The sequence below is a fragment of the Priestia megaterium genome (assembly GCF_046599315.1).
GTDB classification, from domain to species: Bacteria; Bacillota; Bacilli; order Bacillales; family Bacillaceae_H; genus Priestia; species Priestia megaterium_F.
The window spans coordinates 912,358-935,504 of the sequence record NZ_JBKIKC010000001.1; the positions used below are offsets into that span (position 1 = coordinate 912,358).

Annotated in this window: 19 protein-coding genes; all 19 read right to left on the minus strand. The window is 39.7% G+C overall.

Going from position 1 to position 23,147, the window contains the following annotated elements; genetic code table 11:
* Window positions 1-37: 37 nt before the first annotated feature.
* On the minus strand, window positions 38-4,348 hold the full coding sequence (locus ACLHDF_RS05065; RefSeq protein ID WP_413917882.1) for a PolC-type DNA polymerase III: 4,311 nt from the start codon (window positions 4,346-4,348) through the stop codon (window positions 38-40).
* A 118-nt stretch (window positions 4,349-4,466) separates the two neighbouring features.
* A complete protein-coding gene (locus tag ACLHDF_RS05070; RefSeq protein ID WP_413917883.1) occupies window positions 4,467-6,164 on the minus strand; it encodes a proline--tRNA ligase in 1,698 nt (565 codons plus the stop codon).
* A 104-nt stretch (window positions 6,165-6,268) separates the two neighbouring features.
* A complete protein-coding gene (gene rseP / locus ACLHDF_RS05075) occupies window positions 6,269-7,528 on the minus strand; it encodes an RIP metalloprotease RseP (RefSeq protein WP_413917884.1) in 1,260 nt (419 codons plus the stop codon).
* Between the two features lie 78 nt (window positions 7,529-7,606).
* The gene (gene dxr, locus ACLHDF_RS05080; RefSeq protein ID WP_413917885.1) at window positions 7,607-8,755 is read right to left on the minus strand and encodes a 1-deoxy-D-xylulose-5-phosphate reductoisomerase; all 1,149 of its coding nucleotides are present in this window, start codon (window positions 8,753-8,755) and stop codon (window positions 7,607-7,609) included.
* A gap of 35 nt (window positions 8,756-8,790) precedes the next feature.
* Window positions 8,791-9,582 carry a phosphatidate cytidylyltransferase gene (locus tag ACLHDF_RS05085; protein ID WP_413917886.1) on the minus strand — a complete coding sequence of 264 codons (792 nt, stop codon included), beginning with the start codon at window positions 9,580-9,582 and terminating at the stop codon, window positions 8,791-8,793.
* 18 nt (window positions 9,583-9,600) lie between these two features.
* Entirely contained in the window at window positions 9,601-10,383 is a 783-nt protein-coding gene (locus tag ACLHDF_RS05090) for an isoprenyl transferase (protein WP_413917887.1), read from the minus strand.
* Between the two features lie 134 nt (window positions 10,384-10,517).
* Window positions 10,518-11,075, minus strand: coding sequence for a ribosome recycling factor (frr, locus tag ACLHDF_RS05095; RefSeq protein WP_413917888.1), 558 nt, complete (start codon window positions 11,073-11,075; stop codon window positions 10,518-10,520).
* A gap of 2 nt (window positions 11,076-11,077) precedes the next feature.
* Window positions 11,078-11,800, minus strand: a complete 723-nt coding sequence (gene pyrH / locus ACLHDF_RS05100; RefSeq protein WP_028411409.1) for a UMP kinase — start codon at window positions 11,798-11,800, stop codon at window positions 11,078-11,080.
* A gap of 76 nt (window positions 11,801-11,876) precedes the next feature.
* Window positions 11,877-12,758: a translation elongation factor Ts gene (gene tsf / locus ACLHDF_RS05105; RefSeq protein ID WP_413917889.1), complete on the minus strand. Its 882-nt coding sequence runs from the start codon at window positions 12,756-12,758 to the stop codon at window positions 11,877-11,879.
* A 107-nt stretch (window positions 12,759-12,865) separates the two neighbouring features.
* Window positions 12,866-13,585: a 30S ribosomal protein S2 gene (gene rpsB, locus ACLHDF_RS05110; RefSeq protein WP_013058850.1), complete on the minus strand. Its 720-nt coding sequence runs from the start codon at window positions 13,583-13,585 to the stop codon at window positions 12,866-12,868.
* Between the two features lie 158 nt (window positions 13,586-13,743).
* Window positions 13,744-14,271, minus strand: a complete 528-nt coding sequence (locus ACLHDF_RS05115) for a hypothetical protein (protein WP_413917890.1) — start codon at window positions 14,269-14,271, stop codon at window positions 13,744-13,746.
* A gap of 15 nt (window positions 14,272-14,286) precedes the next feature.
* Window positions 14,287-15,048, minus strand: a complete 762-nt coding sequence (locus tag ACLHDF_RS05120) for a FliA/WhiG family RNA polymerase sigma factor (protein WP_413917891.1) — start codon at window positions 15,046-15,048, stop codon at window positions 14,287-14,289.
* Between the two features lie 49 nt (window positions 15,049-15,097).
* Entirely contained in the window at window positions 15,098-15,592 is a 495-nt protein-coding gene (locus ACLHDF_RS05125) for a chemotaxis protein CheD (protein ID WP_413917892.1), read from the minus strand.
* A gap of 50 nt (window positions 15,593-15,642) precedes the next feature.
* Window positions 15,643-16,071, minus strand: a complete 429-nt coding sequence (locus ACLHDF_RS05130) for a chemotaxis protein CheW (protein WP_413917893.1) — start codon at window positions 16,069-16,071, stop codon at window positions 15,643-15,645.
* A 30-nt stretch (window positions 16,072-16,101) separates the two neighbouring features.
* Window positions 16,102-18,081 carry a chemotaxis protein CheW gene (locus tag ACLHDF_RS05135; RefSeq protein WP_413917894.1) on the minus strand — a complete coding sequence of 660 codons (1,980 nt, stop codon included), beginning with the start codon at window positions 18,079-18,081 and terminating at the stop codon, window positions 16,102-16,104.
* Window positions 18,082-18,095: 14 nt separating this feature from the next.
* Window positions 18,096-19,139, minus strand: a complete 1,044-nt coding sequence (locus ACLHDF_RS05140) for a protein-glutamate methylesterase/protein-glutamine glutaminase (RefSeq protein WP_413917895.1) — start codon at window positions 19,137-19,139, stop codon at window positions 18,096-18,098.
* Between the two features lie 9 nt (window positions 19,140-19,148).
* A complete protein-coding gene (locus ACLHDF_RS05145) occupies window positions 19,149-20,018 on the minus strand; it encodes a MinD/ParA family protein (RefSeq protein ID WP_413917896.1) in 870 nt (289 codons plus the stop codon).
* Complete coding sequence (gene flhF / locus ACLHDF_RS05150) at window positions 20,011-21,108, minus strand: flagellar biosynthesis protein FlhF (RefSeq protein ID WP_413917897.1); 1,098 nt, start codon at window positions 21,106-21,108, stop codon at window positions 20,011-20,013. The genes ACLHDF_RS05145 and flhF overlap by 8 nt, the downstream gene beginning before the upstream one ends.
* Entirely contained in the window at window positions 21,108-23,144 is a 2,037-nt protein-coding gene (gene flhA / locus ACLHDF_RS05155) for a flagellar biosynthesis protein FlhA (RefSeq protein ID WP_413917898.1), read from the minus strand. Before flhA ends, flhF begins: the two co-directional genes overlap by 1 nt.
* Between the last annotated feature and the right edge of the window lie 3 nt (window positions 23,145-23,147).

Consider the following 23,147-nt stretch of genomic DNA (forward strand, 5'->3'; position numbering starts at 1 on the left):
CAATTACTATATCATAACCGCTTATTTTATGCAAATGTTAGAAAAGAGAAAGCTGGTTCTGATCAGGTAATGATTCAAGGCATCCATGGTTGTCTAGATACTCTAAAATCGTCTTTGATACTTTGCCTCGCTGCTGCAAGTCTTCTTTTGATAAAAACTCTCCTGTTTCACGAGCTTTTACAATGTTCAGCGCTGCATTGGTACCAAGACCGGGAATAGCATTAAACGGTGGCACTAAAGACGTGCCGTCAATTAAAAATTCATCTGCACTTGATTTATATAAATCTACCTTTTTAAATGAATAGCCTCGTTCGCACATTTCTAAAGAAAGCTCAAGCACCGTTAATAAGTTTTTCTCTTTAGGAGATGCGTCCAGGCCTTTGGCATTGATTTCTTCCATCTTCGCTCGAATGGCAGTTGAACCTTTGATCATCGTATCAATATCAAAGTCATCTGCACGAACCGTAAAATATGCTGCGTAATAAAGGAGAGCGTGATGCACTTTAAAATAAGCAATACGCACGGCCATCAATACATAAGCAGCCGCATGGGCTTTAGGGAACATATACTTAATCTTTTTACAAGAATCAATATACCAATCCGGAACACCATTTTTGATCATTTCTTCTTCAAATTCAGGTGTTAGTCCTTTCCCTTTACGCACTGACTCCATAATTTTAAAGGCAAGTGAAGGTTCAAGACCTTGATAAATTAAATAAACCATAATATCATCACGACAGCCGATTACTTCACTTAAGTTACATATGTCGTTGCGAATTAGCTCTTGCGCATTACCAAGCCATACGTCCGTTCCGTGCGACAGTCCCGAGATTTGGACAAGCTCTGAAAACGTCGTTGGCTTTGTATCTTCTAACATTTGACGCACAAAGCGTGTTCCAAATTCAGGTATGCCAAGCGTTCCTGTTTTACACATAATTTGCTCTTCTGTTACGCCAAGTGATTCGGTCCCGCTAAAAATTTTCATAACTTCAGGATCATCCGTCGGAATCGTTTTTGGATCAATTCCACTTAAATCTTGAAGCATACGAATCACGGTCGGATCATCGTGTCCCAGTATATCAAGCTTTAATAAATTATCATGAATTGAATGGAAGTCAAAATGAGTTGTTCTCCATTCAGAATTACGATCGTCGGCTGGAAACTGGATCGGTGAAAAATCGAAGATATCCATATAGTCTGGTACAACAATAATTCCTCCTGGATGCTGACCCGTTGTACGTTTTACACCCGTACATCCTGCTACTAAACGATCCACTTCCGCGTTTCGTAAATGTAAATCACGGTCACCGGCATAGCCCTTTACGTAGCCATAAGCCGTTTTTTCCGCTACTGTACCGATTGTTCCTGCACGGTATACATTATCTTCTCCAAACAGTACTTTTGTGTAATTGTGAGCGCGCGGCTGATATTCTCCGGAGAAGTTCAAATCGATGTCGGGAACTTTATCTCCTTTGAATCCTAAGAACGTTTCAAACGGAATATCATGTCCGTCTTTAATATACGGCACATCACAAACGTCACAGTTTTTGTCCGGTAAATCGAATCCAGAACCGACGGATCCGTCATTGAAAAACTCAGATTTCTTACACTTTGGGCACACATAATGTGGCGGCAGTGGATTTACTTCTGTAATTTCCGTCATCGTCGCAACAAATGAAGACCCTACGGAACCACGGGAACCAACTAAGTAACCGTCATTTAGTGATTTTTTAACGAGTTTATGCGAGATCAAGTAAATAACGGCAAACCCATGTCCGATAATACTTTTTAGCTCTTTCTCTAGACGAGCTTCTACTACTTCAGGCAGCTCTTCACCATAGATGCTGCGTGCCATCGCATAGCTCATTTCACGCATTTCTTCGTCTGCACCTTCAATTTTCGGTGTATATAAATCATCTTTAATTGGTTTAATATCATCAATCATATCCGCTATTTTTTGCGTATTATGAACAACAATTTCTTTCGCTTTGTCTTCATCTAAAAATGAAAAACAATTCAGCATCTCATCTGTGGATCTAAAGTGAACATCTGGCAGCTGATGACGGTTTAATGGATTAGCTCCGCCTTGTGAACCGATTAAAATTTTTCGGTAAATTTTGTCTTCCGGATTGAGGTAGTGAACATTCCCTGTTGCTACAACCGGCTTTCCAATCTTTTCACCAAGCTTCACAATATTGCTGATAATGTCTTTTAGAGCTTTCTCATCTCGCACTAAATCTAGTTCAATTAAGTGCTTGTAGTTGTCAGGAGGCTGTACTTCGATGTAATCATAAAATTCAGCTGCTCCTTCTACTTCATCAATTCCTTTTTGCATCATGCCTTCGAATACTTCGCCTCGGTCACATGCGGTTCCAATTAAGATGCCTTCTCGATATTTGTCGAGCTGAGATCTTGGAATTCGCGGAACACGATAAAAGTAATTTAAATGAGAAATCGAAACGAGTTTAAATAGGTTTTTTAATCCAACGTCGTTTTGTGCTAAAAGCGTCGCATGATAAGGGCGGGCTCGCTGATATGCATTCCCTTCTCCCATGTAATCATTTAAGCGATCGTGCATCGTAATTTCGCGTTCAAATGCATCTTTCAGCATTTTATTTAACAAATAGCCGGTTGTTTCCGCATCATAAATCGCGCGGTGATGCTGCACAAGTTCAATATCGAATTTTTTAGCAAGAGTATTTAAACGATGGTTTTTCATATGCGGATACAAAAATCTTCCGAGTTCAAGCGTATCAATAACGCCGTTAGCTGCTTTTTCCAATCCGATTTTCTGCAGTCCCATATTTAAAAATCCCATATCAAAACTTGCGTTATGAGCGACTAAAACACTGTCTCCCATCCACTCATGAAAATCACGAAGCACTTCTGAGACTTCAGGCGCATTTTGGACCATATCATCTGTAATACCCGTCAGCTCAATTGTTGTTGCAGACAGAGGATGATGAGGGTTTGCAAACCGTTCAAATCGATCGATGATTTCGCCTTCTTTCATCTTCACGGCAGCAAGCTCAATAATGGTATCATATACGGCTGACAAACCAGTTGTTTCAACGTCAAATACGACGTAAGTTGCTTCTGTTAAATCAACAGGCTGCGGATTATAGGCAATCGGCACGCCGTCGTCTACTAAATTGACTTCGACCCCGTACAGCACTTTAATACCGTTCTTTTTACCGGCTCCATATGCTTCAGGGAACGACTGTGCAACCGCGTGATCGGTTATCGCTACAGCAGGATGTCCCCATTTTTTGGCTTGCCCTACTAAGGCTCCAACAGATGAAACGGCATCCATTTGGCTCATTGGCGTATGCAAGTGAAGTTCCACACGCTTTTCATCTTCAGGCGCTGTATCCTGTCTAGCGGGACCGGTAATCTCGTTAACATCATTTCCAATCATAACTAGATCACGGACAAATGTATCGTTTTGTACACTTCCGCGAACCTTTACCCACATTCCTTTTTTAATCGCTTGAAGTAAAGGAATATCTTCTTTGTCACGCGAAAACATCTTAACCATAATAGAGTTTGTATAATCTGTCACTTTAAAAATAAGAAGCGTGCGCCCGCTTCGTAATTCTCTAGTTTCTACATCAAATACATATCCTTCAACGGCAATTCGCTTTTCTTCATCCACAATGGAGTCTATGCGAACCGTCTCGTCTTTAATTGTATATCCAATTGTAAGCGGACCTTTTGGTAGGTCTGGTCCATCACTTTTTTCATTTTCTTTATTTTGCATTTCTGTGATGGCTTGTAATACTTTTTCTGTATCTTCTTGTTTTCGTTGCTCTACAAACTGCTGAAATGCTTCTTCTGAATGTACAACTTCCGTCACTAGCTGAAGGTTCGGAAACCCGTAGGACGCATACTGATCAGCAATTAACTGACTATACTTTTTACGTAAAGCCGTTCCTTCTGCATCATGTCGTGCGTTCACAATCAATTTGGCACCGTTCAATCTCGGCATTTGATCTTGCAAAAGCGACTGTAAAAGCGGAGATATGCCCTGCATTTCTCCAATACAATGCTTCCAATATGATTGTACGTGCTCTTCCGTACATTCTTTATTAACGGTTTGAATGGAAAAAGAAACACTCGCAATATGAGAAAAAGCTGAAGACATGCGAGCATGGAATAACTCATAAATCTCAAAAGGTAATAACCCTTCTAAAGAAAAATGGAAATGCCATTTTTTTTGTTCTTTCTGAATGACGAGCTTTTCAATCGCTGCGTTTTCAAAGTAAGGAACAATTTGATCACTCGTCAGCTCTAACTGTTGCAGCAGCAACTTAAAACGCTCTTTTTTTCCTAGCGTTTGTGCTTCCAAGTTTTCTGCCTCCTTTTATAAATGAGTGCAATCTATTTTAACATAAATGACTTCTATTCTGTCATATGTTCTGTTTATAAACATAAAAACAGCAGGGATACAAATCCCCGCTGCTTCATTACTTCGCTAGCAGTTCTTTCACTGTCGAAACAAGATTGTCAACTGACACTTCTAATGACTCTCCAGTTTTACGTACTTTTACTTCTACGATTCCTTCAGATGCACGCTTACCAACTGTTACTCGAACAGGAAGACCAATTAAATCTGAGTCTGCAAATTTCACTCCTGCACGCTCTTGGCGATCATCTAAAAGCACTTCAAAGCGACTATCTAATAACTCATTATATAATTTCTCACCTAGTTCACGCTGTTCATCGTTTTTCACGTTAACTGGAATAACGTGAACTTGATAAGGCGTAACAGCTTCTGGCCATAGAAGACCATTTTCATCGTTAAATTGTTCTGCAATCGCAGCAACTGTACGAGAAACACCGATACCATAGCAGCCCATAATCATTGGCTGGCTGCGTCCGTTCTCATCTAGATACGTTGCTCCCATCGCTTCACTGTAGCGAGTTCCTAGCTTAAATACATGTCCTACTTCAATACCTTTAGCGAACTTAATGACACCTTGTCCATCTGGTGACTGATCTCCTTCTTGGATAAAGCGGAAATCCCCATAAGTTGCATTAAAGTCACGTTCATTCACATTTGTATAGTGATAACCTTCTTCATTTGCTCCGCATACACCGTTAACGATTGCTTTTACAGCATGATCAGCTACGACTTCTACTGAATCACTTACTCCAATTGGTCCTACTGAACCAACTGCACATTTTAATACTTCTTTTGTTTCTTCTGGAGTTGCCAATTCAACAACGGAAGCTTCAAAATAGTTTTTCACTTTAATATCGTTTACTTCGTGATCCCCGCGAACAAGTACAAGTACAAAACGATCATCTACTTTAAATAAAAGGGATTTGATACAAGAAGTCGCTTCAACATTTAAGAAAGCAGCTACGTCTTCAATGCTATGCTGATTTGGTGTTTCCACTTTTGTTAATCCTTTTTCGGCTTCAGTTGATTTTTCATACGTATTTACAACTGGTGCCATTTCAACATTTGCTGCATAAGAAGATGTATCTGAATAAGCAATTGTATCTTCCCCAATTTCAGAAAGAACCATAAATTCATGCGTATCTTTTCCGCCCATTGCACCTGAATCAGCGATAACGGCACGGAAATTTAATCCGCAGCGTCCAAAGATGCGGCTGTAGGCAGCAAACATTTTGTCATATACTTCGTCTAAGCTTTCTTGAGAAGCATGGAACGAATATGCATCTTTCATAATAAATTCACGACCGCGTAATAATCCAAAGCGTGGACGCTTTTCGTCGCGGAATTTCGTTTGAATTTGATATAAATTTAGCGGTAAACGTTTGTATGACTTCACTTCGTCACGCAGCAAGCTTGTGATAACTTCTTCGTGTGTTGCTCCCAAAGCAAATTCACGGCCGTGGCGATCTTTCATACGCATTAACTCAGGACCATATGAATACCAGCGGCCAGACTCTTGCCACAATTCGGCTTGTTGTAAAGCAGGCATCAATAATTCGACAGAACCTGCACGGTCCATTTCTTCACGAACAATTTGTTCAACTTTTTGCAATACACGCTTACCAAGCGGTAAAAAGCTGTACACGCCGCTTGCGTTTTGGCGCATAAAACCTGCGCGCAATAGAAGCTGATGGCTTTTTATATCCGCATCAGCTGGCACTTCTCTTAATGTAGGAATCAATGTAGAACTTTGTCTCATAACCTCGCACCTCTTTGCTTACTTCTCTATCTTATTTTTTTAGGCGTACCATGCCGCCATTTTCATATAATCAGCGAGGGAATATCCCTCGCTGAGCGTATGTCTTATAAAAAGAACTTTTGAATATCATTCCACGTTACAACGAGCATCAGCAGCATTAATAAAGCAAAACCGATAAAGTGAACAATACCTTCTTTTTGACGATCAATTGGCTTACCTCGAATTCCTTCTACAGCGAAGAATAATAGTCGTCCCCCATCCAAAGCAGGAAGTGGAAGCAAATTGACAATCCCTAGGTTAATACTTAAAACGGCTGCCCATTTCATTAAGTAATAAATGCCTGACTGTGCTACTTGATCGGTTGCTGCGTAAATACCTACAGGACCAGAAAGCATATCCAGTTTGAACTGTCCTGTTACAAGCTTTCCTAGACCCGTTAAGATTTCTTTCATCCACGTATATGTTTCAGTAGCTCCGTGCGTGATCGAACCAATGAATGACTTTTCAACCGGTGCATATACACCAATTAATCCAATTGTCTGTTCCCCAACTTTGCGACTTTCAGGTGTAATCGGAATATCTAGCGTTTTGTCACCACGCTGAACCGTGAATGTAATTTGCTGTTCAGGATGTTTTTGAATTACTTTTACTACATCATCCCATGTTGAAACACTTTGTCCATCAATAGCTTGAACTTTGTCTCCTTGTTTGAGTCCCGCATCAACGGCTACTCCATCTGATGTTAATTTGCCCATCACGGGTTTGTCAACAACATATCCTTGAGAAATCCCAAGAACGATAAAAATAACAAAAGCTAATATAAAGTTCATTAATGGACCAGCGAAAATGGCTAGCGCACGCTGACCAAGAGTTTTTGAAGCAAACTGACGGCTGTAAGGTGCAATTTGAATTTCTTCTCCGTCCATAACAAAGTAGGATTCTTCTGCTACCTCGAATTTTTGCAGACGTTCATCTTCACCTTCTTCATAACCTGAAATAAATAGATTATGCTCTAAGTCTGCTTGCTCTACTTCAATAACTTTTGCATTTGGGTGCTGTTCCTTGTTATTAATAATGACTTTATTTACTTTGCCTTCCTTATCAAACATGAGGCCCACCATTTGACCAGGCTTAACTTCGATCATTTCCGGGTCTTCTCCAGCCATTCGAACAAACCCACCTAAGGGCAGCAAGCGAATGGTATAAACTGTTTCATCTCGTTTAAATGAAAAGATTTTGGGACCAAACCCAATGGCAAACTCACGGCATAAGATGCCTGCACGCTTTGCAAAAACTAAATGACCAAGCTCATGAAAGAATACAAGAGCTCCAAAAATGACGACAAACGCAATGACTGTGTTCAATGGGTATTACCCCCTTCATGTAATAGAGTCAAACCTCCACCCACCGGAAATAAGCGGATGGCTTCTCTCGCACGCACATTATCGAGAGATGGCGGATCTAACAAACTCTCTTGCTTCTAAATCTACTTCTTTAATAGTAGATAAACAAGGTTTCTGTATTACAGTATGTTCATTCATTGCTTTTTCAATCACATCTTCAATTTGTAAAAATGTAATGTAACCATCTAGAAAGGCTTGAACAGCTTCTTCATTGGCTGCATTTAAAACCGTCGGAAGTGTTCCACCTGCTTTGCCAGCCTCAAACGCAAAAGCTAAACAGCGAAAACGCTCTTCATCCATTTTAGCGAAATGAAGCTGGCCAATATCCGCCAAACTTAAACGATTGGTGTTAGGCAAAGACATACGTTTTGGATACGTTAACGCGTATTGAATGGGTACGCGCATATCAGGTGTTCCAAGCTGAGCAATAACGCTTGTATCAGCATACTCTACCATAGAATGAATGATGCTTTCCTTATGTAACAATACATCAATTTTCTCATAGGGAAGATCAAAAAGCCAATGTGCTTCAATCACTTCTAGTCCCTTATTCATCATCGTTGCTGAATCAATCGTAATTTTAGCTCCCATTGACCAGTTTGGATGATTTAACGCATCTTCAACCGTTACTCCCTGTAGTTCTGCTCTCGTCTTATCTCGAAAGCTCCCTCCAGAAGCCGTTAGAATTAAACGGTCTATTGCTTTTTGGTCTTGCCCTTGCAAACTTTGAAAAATAGCTGAGTGTTCGCTGTCTACTGGTAAGATATCAGCGCCATATTCCTTGGCTGCTTCCATGACCAGGTGGCCAGCAGTAACAAGCGTCTCCTTGTTTGCAATAGCAATTGTTTTTCTCATTTTGATTGCTTCTAGCGTAGGAGTCAACCCTACACTTCCAAGAACAGCGTTTACTAACACTTCCGTAGACGGATGAGTTGCCACTTCCACAAGCCCCTCTTCTCCATACACAAATCGAATAGAAGGGAATTCTGCTTGCAGCGACAGACAATCCTCTTTCTTCATTACGGAAACAAGAGCAGGCTTACACTGCTGAATAATCTTTCTTGCTTCGTTAATATTTCGGCCTACAGAGATTGCTGAGAGCTCGAAATACTCAGGATGCGCTCGAACAATATCAACGGTTTGGGTACCGATTGAACCTGTAGCTCCTAACAAGGAAATTTTCTTCAAGTATATTCACTCCTATTAAAACAAAGACATCTTTTTTATAGAGATAATAAAAAAGCTAAAATTGGCATGATGAATATTAAACTGTCAAAACGGTCTAAAATCCCACCATGTCCCGGTAAAATCTTCCCTGAATCTTTTACGCCATAGTGACGTTTGAACGCTGATTGTACAAGATCACCCATCTGTCCAAATAACGATACGATAATACCAATTACAAGTAGTTCAATCATGGTTTGATCAATATTTGCTAACAGCTTAAATACAACGGCTACTACAATAGCGCATACGACGCCACCAACAAAACCTTCAATTGTTTTATTAGGACTGATTTCCGGCCACAGCTTTCGTTTCCCCATTGCTCGTCCAATAAAATAAGCGCCGGAATCCGTCGCCCAGATAATAAGGAAAGCAAAGAACAAATAAGCTAACCCGAACTCTTGACGGACCTCGATAAAATAATGAAAGCCAAAGCCAACGTATACTGTCGTTAATAAAATAAATCCAACGTCATCAAAGGTAAATTTATTTTTAACTACAACCGTGTACATTAGTAGAAGAAGGACAGCAGCAAGCGCTACTTCTATCTTATGTTCACTTAAGAAATGAAATGCAACATCTCTTCCATTTGGCAGTAAAAACACCCACGTTAGCAATAAACTAATGATACTTGGAAAAGACATTGCTTTCAAATGTTTCATTTTTAAAAGCTCAATTACACCAACTGTTCCGATTACATACATGATAAGGGTAAAAGGTAACCCTCCAATTAAAACAATCGGCACAAATACCGCAAGTGCTACAATCGCGGTGATAATGCGCTGTTTCATCTTGTTTTCCACACCTTCTTATACACCACCAAAGCGGCGACCGCGCTTTTGGAACGCCTCGACTGCTTCGATTAAATGATTTTCTTTAAAATCTGGCCATAATACTTCTGTAAACCAAAACTCTGTGTAAGCTAGTTGCCAAAGCATAAAATTACTTAAGCGAAGCTCGCCACTTGTACGAATAAGCAAATCCGGATCTGGAAGGCTTTTGCTCATTAAATAGGAAGAAAATAAATTTTCTGAAATAGAAGAGGAAGCTACTTTTCCCTGTTCTACATCATCTACCAATGACTGAATAGCGCCCATGATTTCGTGACGGCTACCGTAATTTAGCGCAAAGTTTAAAATCAGCCCCGTGTTATGCTTTGTTTTCTCAATTGCGTTATCCACGGCTCGAATCGTATGGGCAGGGAGCTCACTTTTATCCCCCATAATACGAACTTGCACATTTTTTTCAATTAGCTCAGGCAGAAAGGTTGCTAAAAATTCCTCTGGCAGTTTCATTAAAAACTCAACTTCAGTTTTGGGGCGCTTCCAATTTTCAGTGGAAAATGCATATAAAGTTAATACTTTAACACCTAATTCATTGGCCAGTCTGGTCACATGACGCACTACCTTCATTCCTTCGTGATGGCCCATCATGCGAGGAAGAGCTCGTTTTTGCGCCCAACGACCGTTCCCATCCATAATGATTGCAATATGTTCAGGAACAGGGTGCTGTTTCACTTGATCTTTTCGTTCTGACAAAGACAGTGTGTTTAAATCTTGACTTTTCTTCCATGCTTGAAATTTTCTTAACATGCAAAGGTCCCCCGTTGTACGCTCTCACATAAACGCGTGGCTTATGTGAGTTTTTTCTCACTACACATTATTAACAAAAAAACCCCCTGTAAACAATAGAGGGTCTTTTACAATATATTTTACCTTGAAATGACTTAAACTGCCATAATTTCTTCTTCTTTATCTTTCGCCACTTTATCCACTTTTACGATATGATCATCCGTTAGCTTTTGAATGTCATCACTGTAGCCGCGTAAATCGTCTTCAGTAATTTCACCTTTTTTCTCTAACTTTTTGAAATCATCGTTTGCATCACGGCGCACATTACGAACCGCAACTTTTGCTTCTTCAGCATATTTTTTCACCATTTTTACTAACTCACGACGGCGTTCTTCCGTTAAAGCAGGAATCGATAGACGGATGATGTTGCCATCGCTTGTAGGTGTTAATCCTAAATCAGATTTTAAAATAGCTTTTTCAACTTCACCAATTTGTGATTTATCATAAGGCTGAATAACAAGCATACGAGCTTCTGGTACGCTTACCTGCGCCAATTGGTTAATCGGTGTCGGGGCACCGTAGTATTCTACAGTTACGCGGTCAAGAAGTGACGCGCTTGCACGTCCAGCACGAATTGATGCTAGCTCGCGGCTAAATGATTGAATTGCTTTTTCCATTCTTTCTTTTGCGTTTTGCAACACTTGTTTTGGCATGTTTATTTCCCCTTTACAATTGTTCCAATGTTTTCGCCTGTAACGGCACGTTTAATATTGCCTTCTTCCGTAATTGAAAAAACAATTAGCGGAATATCGTTGTCCATACATAATGAAGAAGCTGTAGAATCCATAACAGCTAGTCCATCTTTTAAAACATCAATATACGTTAATGTTTCGTATTTTACAGCATCAGGTACAAGCTTAGGATCTGCATTATAAACGCCATCTACGTTGTTTTTAGCCATTAAGATAACGTCAGCTTCGATTTCAGCTGCACGCAAAGCTGCTGTTGTATCTGTAGAGAAATAAGGGTTTCCTGTACCCGCAGCGAAAATAACAACGCGTTTTTTCTCAAGATGACGAACAGCTTTTCTTCTAATATAAGGCTCTGCTACTTGTCTCATCTCGATAGAAGTCTGAACACGTGTTTGCACACCGATGTTCTCTAAGCTATCTTGAAGAGCCAGCGAGTTCATGACTGTTGCTAGCATTCCCATATAATCGGCAGCTGCACGATCCATACCCATTTCACTACCAATCTTACCACGCCAAATGTTTCCACCACCAACGACTACAGCAATTTCAACACCTAATTCATAAACGGCTTTTACTTGTTCAGCAACAGATTTGATGATGGATGGGTTAATACCAAAACCATCTTCACCAGCTAATGCTTCTCCACTTAACTTTAATACGATACGATTATATTTTGCTTGACTCATGCTTACCTCCATCGTTAACGGTGAGATCTCTTTTGTAAAAAAGGGAACACACAGTGTTCCCTATACGGTCAAACCCTTACTTTTTAACTTGGTTCATTACTTCTTCAGCAAAGTTGTCTTGACGTTTCTCAATACCTTCTCCTACTTCAAAACGAACGAAGCTTTGAACAGTAGCGCCTTTGCTCTCAACGAACTGACGTACTTTTTGATCAGGATTTTTAACAAACGTTTGATCTAGTAAGCAAATATCTTCGAAGAATTTGCCAAGGCGACCTTCAACCATTTTTGCAACGATTTTTTCTGGTTTGCCTTCGTTTAATGCTTGTTGAGTTAATACTTCGCGCTCACGCTCAGTTTCTTCAGCAGAAACTTGGTCACGAGAGATGTATTTAGGGTTGATTGCAGCGATGTGCATAGCAACGTCTTTTGCAACAGCTTCTTCAGTTGTACCAGCTAATACTGTTAACACACCGATACGTCCGCCAGCATGTAGATAAGCTCCGAATGCATCAGCGTCAGTTTTTGTTACTACAGCGAAACGACGTAGAGATAATTTTTCTCCGATTGTAGCGATTGCAGAGTTGATGTGTTCCTCAACAGTTGCACCGTTTTCCATTTTTTGAGTAGCAGCTTCAGCAGCGTCAGCTGGTTTGTTAGCTAAGATGTGAGCAGCTAATTCTTTTGTTAATTTTTGGAAACCTTCGTTTTTCGCAACGAAATCAGTTTCAGAGTTAACTTCTAAGATAACAGCTTCGTTACCTTGAGTTTCGATGTAAGTTAAACCTTCAGCAGCAATACGGTCTGATTTTTTAGCAGCTTTTGCAATACCTTTTTCACGTAAGAAATCGATTGCTTGCTCCATGTCACCGTTAGTTTCAGTTAACGCTTTTTTACAATCCATCATACCAGCGCCAGTTTTTTCACGTAATTCTTTTACCATTTGAGCAGTAATTGCCATAATGTGTAGCCTCCTTGTTTGGGTATGTAATTAATGTATATAAATGGGTTAAATCTTTTCAAAAAAAGGTGATAAAAGGCTATTCCCTCTTATCACCTTTCACGGAATTAAGCAGTAGTTGTTTCAGTTTCAACTGCTGTTTCTTCACCTTGTTTAGCTTCTAGAATAGCATCAGCAACTTTAGAAGTTAAAAGTTTAACAGCACGGATTGCATCATCGTTTGCAGGGATTACATAATCAATTTCGTCTGGATCACAGTTAGTGTCTACGATACCAACGATTGGAATGTGTAATTTTTTAGCTTCCGCTACTGCAATACGCTCTTTACGAGGGTCAATGATGAATAATGCATCTGGAAGTTGTTTCATATCTTTAATGCCGCCTAAGAATTTTTCAAGACGCTCTAACTCTTTTTTAAGTTGAACTACTTCTTTCTTAGGTAGTACTTCGAAAGTACCGTCTTCTTGCATTTTTTCGATATCTTTTAAACGTTTAATACGTTTTTGGATAGTAGAGAAGTTAGTTAATGTACCACCTAACCAACGTTGGTTAACAAAGTACATACCAGCGCGAGCTGCTTCTTCTTTAACAGAATCTTGAGCTTGTTTTTTCGTACCTACGAATAAAACAGTACCGCCGTCTGCAGCTAATTCTTTAACGAATTTGTACGCTTCTTCTACTTTCTTAACTGTTTTTTGAAGATCGATAATGTAGATGCCGTTACGCTCAGTGAAGATGTATTTCTTCATCTTTGGGTTCCAACGGCGAGTTTGGTGACCGAAATGTACACCAGCTTCTAGTAATTGTTTCATTGAAATTACTGACATGTGTTTTTCCTCCTAATGGTTTTAAGTCTCCTCCGCTCATTTCATCTTCAGCCAAAACTACAAAAAGTAGCACCATCAACCGAATCAATAAGCGTGTGTAATAACACCAAAAACAAATATAGCACACTCCTTTTTCACAAGCAAGCGTTTCATTAAGTTTATTGATGAAATTTCAATAATAATTCAATTTCAGTTTTCCCTCTGTGTAAATGTTTTGCAATTTCTTCAATTGTTAAACCTTTTTTCTTTAAATAAACGGAAAATTCTTTCATCTCCTCACCTGACAAATCTTGAATCTGGTCTGTAGTTAACTCATGAAAAGATGTGCTTCTATGTTTCTGACTTTCTTCTATAGAGAGAAGTTCATGCAGCGACTCGGAAGGCTCACTTTTTAGATTCACTCTTTGAACAGGCCCGTTTTCTTCGTCTAACAAAGGTAATTTTTCGCTGTTTTTTTTCGTTTCTGAAGAAAGGGAAGTGGACCGATGTTGAAGTTGCCGTAAAAACTGTTCGTTTTGCTCCTGAAATTCAGCAAGATATGAACCCATCACAGCTTCCATTTTATTTATATTTTGCTCTTGCAAACGTTCAATCCTTTTCACTTTTGTCACTTGCATATATAAAAGAATAATACAAAATAGTGATAGACCATGAATTAAAAAACTAACTGTGAGTAAAAAACCCATCTTTTTACCTCTTTGTTAAATTATTTTGCTTAAACTCGTCCGCATTTTAAACAGCGCTTTAGAATGAATTTGTGAAATACGTGAAGTAGACAGTCCTAACAGCTGTGCGATTTCAGTAAAAGTCAACTCTTCTTTATAGAATAATGAAACAACCAGCTGCTCTTTTTCATTCAGCTGCTCGATAACTTCAGCGAGCTCTTGATATCGTTCGTGATTAATGAGCTCCTCTTCCGGAGAGAGCGTTTTTTCATCTCTAATCGTATATTTTTGCTCTCCATCTTCATACTCTTTTGGCTGTTCTTCCATTGATAAAACGTTAGCTAAGAACCCTTCATTCATTGTATGAACAACGTCTGCTTCTGTCATGCCTACTTCTTTTGCAACTTCACTTGGTGCAACTTTGCGCAAGTATCTTTGTTCAAGTGCTTCCGTTGCTTGCTCAATCCTTTTCGTCTTTTCCCTTGCGCTTCTTGATAACCAATCTTCTTTACGAAGCCCGTCTATTATCGCCCCTCGAATTCGAAAAGACGCATACGTATCAAATTTTAAGTCTCTACCGTAATCAAATTTTTTCAAAGCATCGTAAAGACCCATTAACCCTAAACTCCGCAGCTCTTCTTTATGAATATTTTTCGGGAGCCCTACACTAATCCGCTGAACGTGATAGTTAACAAGCGGCATATACTTTTTAACAAGCATATTTCCCGCATGTGAGTCTCTTATTTCTATCCATTCCCGCCAAATTTTATGTTCTTCAACTTCTTGTATACTTTTCAAGGGTCTTTCAACTCCTTTTTATAACACTAGTAAACGGTCAGGGCACGCTTTATATCGTTTTTATCCCTTCGTTAATTGTACGAACCTTTAAAATAGCCGTTTGAGGATCAAATTCAATTGTACGTCCGTTATGTCCTCCTGTAGCCTTTGCTGCAATTTCTACACTGTTTCTATGCAGCTCTATCTCCACTGCTTGAACATTTCGAAGGCCAATTCGCATCACATCATTTCTTGGTTCAAATTGAAACATCTGCGCGCCTCCTGCTATTTTTGCTTTTAATAAATTTCTATGTGCACCTTGTCTAATCAACATATTTATCAAATCAAAAATGGCTGTATCTGCATATTTAGCTCTATTAAAAGGCCATTTAGCCCCGCTTGAATCTGGAAGCATCACATGAGCGAGCCCAGCTACTGAGTGAACGGAGTCATAAACTACCACTCCTACACATGATCCTAAACCCGCTGTACGGAGCACTGCGGGTGTATGCGCAACATTCATCTCGGCAATTCCTACCTTAATTACTTGTTTATCATCTCTCACGATCCTTCAACTCCTAGACACTTCATCGTGGTATCCATTATTCGTTTGGCTCACTGGAGATGATCTTCTAAAGAGAGCACTTTAGGTAAATTTAGAAGAACAATTAAACGGCTATCTACTTTCACGACTCCGTTCAAGTATTCTGCAGCTGTTCCGTCAACTGTGTCAGGTACTGAAGCAATCGTTTTTTCATCAATATCGACTACGTCATTTGCCGCATCAACAATCAAACCAGCTTCTATATCATTAAGACGAATCATAATAATACGTGTCAGCTCATGGGTAAGCTGTTCTTGTAATTTAAAACGAGCGCGCAAATCAATAATCGGTATAATGACACCACGAAGATTAATAACACCTTTTACGTATTCTTTTACTCCAGGAACGCGTGTTATATGCTGAATCTTTTCAATCGATTGCACTTCTTCTACTGAAATTCCGTACTCCTCTTCTCCCAATTGAAACACAATAATTTTCATGCCTTTCGTCCTTTCTTTTTACAGCATTTGTTATTTAATCAAAGCGTTGCAATCAATAATAAGCGCTACTTGTCCATCGCCCAAAATCGTGGCTCCTGAAATAGCAAATACGCCCGGCAGATATTGACCTAAAGATTTTAAAACAATTTCCTGCTGACCGATAAAAGAATCAACAATTAGCCCGGCGGTCTTTTCTCCTTTTTTAACAATAACTACTGAATAATGATCGCCTTGTACTGAACTAGGCACGTTGAATAGTTCTTTTAAATTAATAAGAGGAATAATGGCTCCTCGGAAGTCAATAACCTTTTGACCGTGTACATGCATGATATCTTCGGGCTGAACAATAGCTGTTTCAATAATCGAAGAAAGCGGCAAGGCATAGCGCTCTTCACTCATTTGCACGAGTAAAGCAGAAATGATAGATAAAGTGAGCGGCAGCTGAATAGAAAAACGAGAGCCGTATCCTTCGCTAGAATCAATCGTTACAGAACCGCCTAGTGATTCAATTGTGTTTTTCACGACATCTAAACCTACTCCTCGTCCGGAAACATCTGAAATTTGCTCAGCGGTCGAAAAGCCCGAAGCGAAAATGAGTTCGTATACCTGTTTGTCTGTCAGCGTGTCAGCTGTTTTTCTATCAACAACTCCTCGATTTAACGCTTTTTGCAGTACCTTTTCACGATTAATGCCAGCCCCGTCATCTTCTAAATCAATAAAGACATGATTTCCGCTATGATAAGCTTTAAGGCGAATCGTTCCCGTTTGATTTTTTCCGTTCTTTAAGCGCGCTTGAGGTATTTCAATTCCATGGTCAACAGCATTTCTTAATAAGTGAACAAGCGGATCTCCAATTTCATCAATGACGGTCCGGTCCAGTTCTGTGTCAGCTCCGACAATTTGAAGTTCAATTTGTTTCCCTAAATCTTTTGAAAGCTGTCTCACCATACGGGGAAAGCGATTAAAAACGGTTTCCACAGGTACCATACGCATATTTAAGATAATTGTTTGTAAATCTCCAGAAATACGAGACATCCGTTCTACCGTTTCGTCTAACTCGCTATTATTTAATTCTTTTGATATTTGTTCTAACCGGCCTCTGTCAATAACAAGTTCTTCAAACAAGTTCATAAGACTGTCCAAACGGTCAATACTGACTCGAATTGTTTTATTACTTAAGGGCTGTTTTTTCTCTTCGACAGACGATTTAGAAGGTGCCGACTCAGTACCTTCCTGTATAGCGGCTGCTAATTCTTGTGAAACCGGCTCCTCCATTTTTGTTTCCTCTTTTACGGGAACTGCAGCAATTTTCACGCTTTCTACTTCAGAGACTTCCATAATGCTTGCGTGCAGAGTTTCCTGCGATTCATTTGTTACTAATACAACGATAAAAGATGATTCAAATTTTTCTTGTTCGATATCTTGAACACTTGGTGCTGACTTAATTACGTCTCCCGCTTGCTCTAACACATCAAATACCATATACGCACGTGCAGCTTTTAACAAGCAGGTGCTTTCGAGTTGTACGGTTATTTCAAATGCATTCACTCCTTGGTCTACTGTTTGACTGAGCAACGTTTGTACAAATTCATCGTACTCCATAGAAGAAGCTGCATGCTCTGCTACGGGTTCCTCTGCTACAATATGCTTCAGCTTTTGAACAAGTAATTTGACATCAAGCTCACCATCGCCACCTTCAGAAATAGATTGAACCATTATTTCTAGCGCATCGACTGATTCAAATAAAGCATCAACAACTTCCGTGTGAGCGTCGAGTTGGCGATTTCGAACGGCATCTAACACGTTCTCCATTTTGTGAGTTAATTGTGCTAAATCATCAAATCCCATCGTCGCAGACATGCCTTTTAATGTATGAGCAGATCGAAAAATTTCGTTTACATAGCTAAGATCCTCGGTATTTTTTTCAAAACGTATGAGCTGGTCATTAACGTTTTGGAGATGTTCTTTGCTTTCTTCAATAAACACTTCTAGATATTGATTCATATCCATCGTAACTTTCCCTCCTATTTCTGTGCGTAGCGGGAAATAAAGTTTCCAACGTTTCGCAGCGGTTCAATGTAATCAACAAGCTTTGTAGAAACGGCTGATTTGGGCATCCCATAAATAACAGCTGTTTCTTCAGATTCAGCCAGTACAAGCACATCTTTATTTTTCTTTAAGTCAATCACACCTTCTGTTCCATCGGCCCCCATCCCTGTCAGCACAATGGCAAGTTTTTGATAACCTGAAATTTTACTAATCGACTGAAACAAACGATCCACTGAAGGGCGATGTCCTTTTACAGGTGAAGAAGTGTCTAGAGAAATGCTGAGCTGTCCCTTTTTCTCTACAACCGTCATATGAAAACCTCCGGGAGCAATATAAGCACATCCTGAACAAATGATTTCATTGTCTTTTGCTTCTTTCACTTCAATATTAGCTAGCTGATTGAGTCTAGCTGCTAACGATTTTGTAAAATTTGGAGGCATATGCTGCACAATAAAGATGGGTGCGTTTATGTCTTTTGAAACAGTTGATAATACTTCTTGCAGCGCACGCGGTCCTCCAGTAGAAGTGCCAATACAAATAAGCTTGTTGACTTTCGCTTGTGTGGGGAGGTCATATATACTGCTTTTTTGCACGCGCTGATAACTGCTTGAAGATATGTTGGCTTTACTAGCAAGCAGTAATTTAGAGATAAGCTCATTTTTCACTTTATGTAAGTCCAGAGAAATAGCTCCTGAAGGCTTAGCGACAAAATCAACTGCTCCGTACTGCATAGCGGTCAGCGTATTTTCAGCTCCTTCTACTGTTGTACTGGATAACATGACAACAGGAAGGGGCTTCACACGCATGAGCTGTTTTAACATATCTAAGCCATTTATTTTGGGCATTTCGATATCAAGTGTCACAATGTCCGGCGATAGCTCGAGCGCTTTTTTTAACCCTTCTTCACCGTTACGTGCTGTACCCACAACGCGAAAACGACTATCACGTGTTAAAAAATCTCTGATCAGCTTTCGCATAAATGCTGAATCATCTACAATGAGCACCTTTATTTCATTCACTCTAATTTCCTACCTTTCAAGAAAAAATCGTTTGAGGCGCCGAATAAATATTCCCTGTGTTTTAGCCGCTGTCCTATCGTCTTGAGGAATAAGAATATTCACCATTTCTGCTAGTGATATACTAGCTTTAGATTTTGGGTTTTGAAGCAAAAAAGGCATTTGGCGATTGACCGCCTTTTGGACAGCTTGATCGTTTGGCACAATACCTAATAAAGAAATAGGTACGTTCAAAAACTGCTGAACAGCTTGGTTAAATCGTTTATACGTGTCATTTCCTTCTTTGTCAGAAAGCGTTTTGTTAACAATAAGACGAATCGGTGCTGACACAGAATATGAAACTGATAGTTTAATAGCAGCGTACGCATCTGTTATAGATGTAGGTTCGGGTGTTGTAACCACAATCAGTTCATCTACGGCTTTTAAAAACTTAAGCACACTCTCTGACATACCCGCTCCCATGTCAAAAATCATATAATCATACTGACTTGTTAAAGAACTCAATTCTTGTATTAAATAGCCGAGGTCTGATGGAGACCATTCAAATACGAAGGAAATCCCTGTCCCACCGGCCACGTAAGCTAAATCTTGAGGGCCTTTTTTAATAATTTGCCGGATAGAAAGTCTCTTTTCTAGCAAATCAACCATCGTATATGAAGCAGTTTGCCCAATCAAAATATCAATATTTCCCATTCCTACATCCATGTCAAAAAGAAGAACTTTTTGCTTTTCCTTCATTAGTGCCAGAGATAAATTTAATGATAGATTTGATTTTCCAACTCCCCCTTTTCCACTTAACACGGCTATTGTTTTACAATCTCTTAAGGAGTTTTGATGCTTTTTCAACACTTTTTCTCTCAAAACCGCTGCTTGATCATTCATCTTTCCAATCTCCAAATACATCGTCGATAAACTCTTCTATTTTAAAAAGCGAAACATCTTCTGGTACACCCTGCCCGTTTGTTGTAAAAGCAGCTTGTTGGCCATAATGATACAACATATTTAAAAGTGAGCCTTTCTGCGTTGTTTCATCTCTCTTCGTAAAAATCAATTGATTAACAGGCAGACTAGCAAAACGTTCATATATAGCCTTCATATCTGATACTTTTGACGTTAGAGCCAAAACAAGAAACGTTTGCAAATCTTCTTGAAATGTAATCATTTCCTTTAAATCACTTACATATTGCTGTTCTAAAAAGTTACGGCCTGCTGTATCGATAAAAATCACATCGTACGCTTCCGTTTCTACCAAGGCTTTTTTAAAATCCACCCCGTTGTAACAAACCGTTAAAGGAACATTCAAGATAGAAGCGTATGTCTTGAGCTGCTCAATCGCTGAAATTCTATATGTATCGGTTGTGATAAATGCTATTTTTTGATTGTGTTCAAGGACACACTTTGCGGCCAATTTAGCAAGTGTGGTTGTTTTTCCGACACCGGTTGGCCCTACTACGCTTACATATTTTTTGAAAGAACCGCTCCATTCGCTTGCTTTAAACTGATTAACAAACCAGCTCTGAGTCCACTTCATGAGTTGGTTTGAGTTAGGCCGATGCAAGTAATAGTACTCTAGCAGAGGAGGCTCCAAGTTTTCTAAAATAGCTTCATCTATTTCTTGCAAACGTAAATAAGCAAGCACATTCTCCACTGGTTTTGGGTATGAACCTAAAGAAACCTTTTGCATTTGACTCATTTGTGAGATAAGAGCATTTAGCTCACTGAGCTGTTGCTTCATAAAAGATGAATCAGCTTCCATACTGGGTTCTGGCGGCGCTGAGTTCTTCTTTACGTTCCGTTTTTCTACTGAATCGACAGCTGCCAATACCTCCATTTTTGTCTTAGTAAATAAGCCAAGAAACCCTCCTGTTTGAATTTGTTTTGAATGTAAAATAACAGCTTCTTCACCTAAATCTGAACGAATGGCTTTCATTGCTTGAGACATAGATCCTACTACGTATTTTTTTACTTTCATCAGATATCCACCACTCCAACACTTTGAACTTCAACACTTGCTTCTAGCTCGTTATATGATAAAACCGCCATATGAGGAAAGTACCGCTCAGTGATTTGACGGACGTACATCCTCACCGCGGGAGAACATAACACAACCGGAGACTGTTCGTGAAAAGAAAGCGTTTCTGTTTGCTTGGCTATACTTTCTACAATAGCTTGTGAAACGTTAGGGTCCAGTGATAAATAATTGCCGTGCTCCGTTTGTTGAACGGCTTCAGCCATCGTTTTTTCCACTTTTCCTGAAAGCGTAAGAACTCGAAGCAAACCTTCTTGCACCGTATATTGACTGGTAATTTGTCTTGCGAGACCTTGCCGAACATATTCAGTTAACAAATCAGTGTCTGACGTCATTTTTCCGTAGTCAGCCAGCACTTCAAAAATAATAGGTAAATTTCGAATTGAGACGCTTTCTTTTAAAAGTTTTGCCAGCACTCGTTGAATATCTCCAACAGAAAGCGGGTTAGGCGTAACTTCTTCAATTAAAATAGGATATGTTTCTTTTGTATGATCGATTAGCTGTTTTGTCTCCTGCCTTCCAATCAGCTCATGGGCATACGATTTTATGACTTCTGTTATATGGGTAGACACAACCGACGGTGGGTCAACAACGGTATACCCGAACACCTCAGCCTGCTCCTTCACGGACTCGCTAATCCATTTTGCAGGCATTTTAAAAGCTGGTTCCAACGTATCAATTCCTTCAATCAAATCATCATCCATTCCCGGACTGATTGCTAAATAATGATCAAGCAACAGCTCTCCTCTTGCCGCTTCATTGCCCTTTATTTTAAGACAATACTCGTTAGGCTGAAGCTGGATGTTATCTCTGATGCGAACAACCGGAATTACTAATCCTAGCTCAAGTGCCAGCTGACGCCTAATCATGACAATTCGATCAAGCAAATCGCCTCCTTGATTCGTATCAGCAAGCGGAATTAATGCATAACCAAACTCAAATTCAATTGGATCAACGCTTAATAGATTGACCACACTCTCCGGACTTTTCATTTCATTGTCTTCCAGTTCTTCTTCAGTAGACGCCATTTCTTCACGAACTGTCTGATGCTTAGCCCGGGACAAATAATAGCCTCCCGCTCCTAGCAAAATAGCGATAGGCATTGTAATGACATCATTAATTGGCGTAATTAACCCAAGAGCCGCAATCGTTCCTCCAGTTACATAAAGCATAACGGGAAAAGCAAACAACTGCCGTGTAATATCTTCGCTCAAATTGCCTGTTGAAGCAGCTCTGGTGACGATAATTCCTGTCGCTGTTGAAATCATGAGAGCTGGAATTTGACTCACTAATCCATCTCCTACTGTCAACAGAGTAAAGGTTTGGGATGCTTCAGTGATGGACATTCCCATTTGCAGCATGCCGATAATAATTCCAAATAAGATATTAATAAGAGTAATGACAATCCCTGCAATGGCATCACCTTTAACGAATTTACTAGCTCCATCCATTGCTCCATAAAAATCTGCTTCACGCTGAATTTTTTCACGGCGGTCAATCGCTTGTTTTTCTGATATCATACCTGCATTTAAATCTGCATCAATGCTCATTTGTTTACCGGGCATCGCATCCAATGTAAAACGTGCGGCTACTTCAGAGACACGCTCCGCTCCTTTTGTAATAACGATAAACTGAATGATAATTAAGATAATGAAGACGACAAAGCCCACTAACGGGTTTCCTCCGATAACGAAGTGTCCAAATGTTTCAACCACTCCGCCTGCTTCTCCTGTTCCTAAAATTGAACGCGTCGTCGACACGTTCAACCCTAATCGAAACAACGTAAGAACCAGTAGTAAAGACGGAAACACTGAGAGCTCTAAAGGTTCTTTCATATTCATGGAAACGAGCAGTACAAGCAACGCAAGAGAAATGTTAATCATGATTAAAATGCTTAATAACCATGAAGGCAACGGAATAACAAGCATGACGATAATGAGTACAACACCTATAACAACTGGCAGTTCTCTTGCAGACATTAT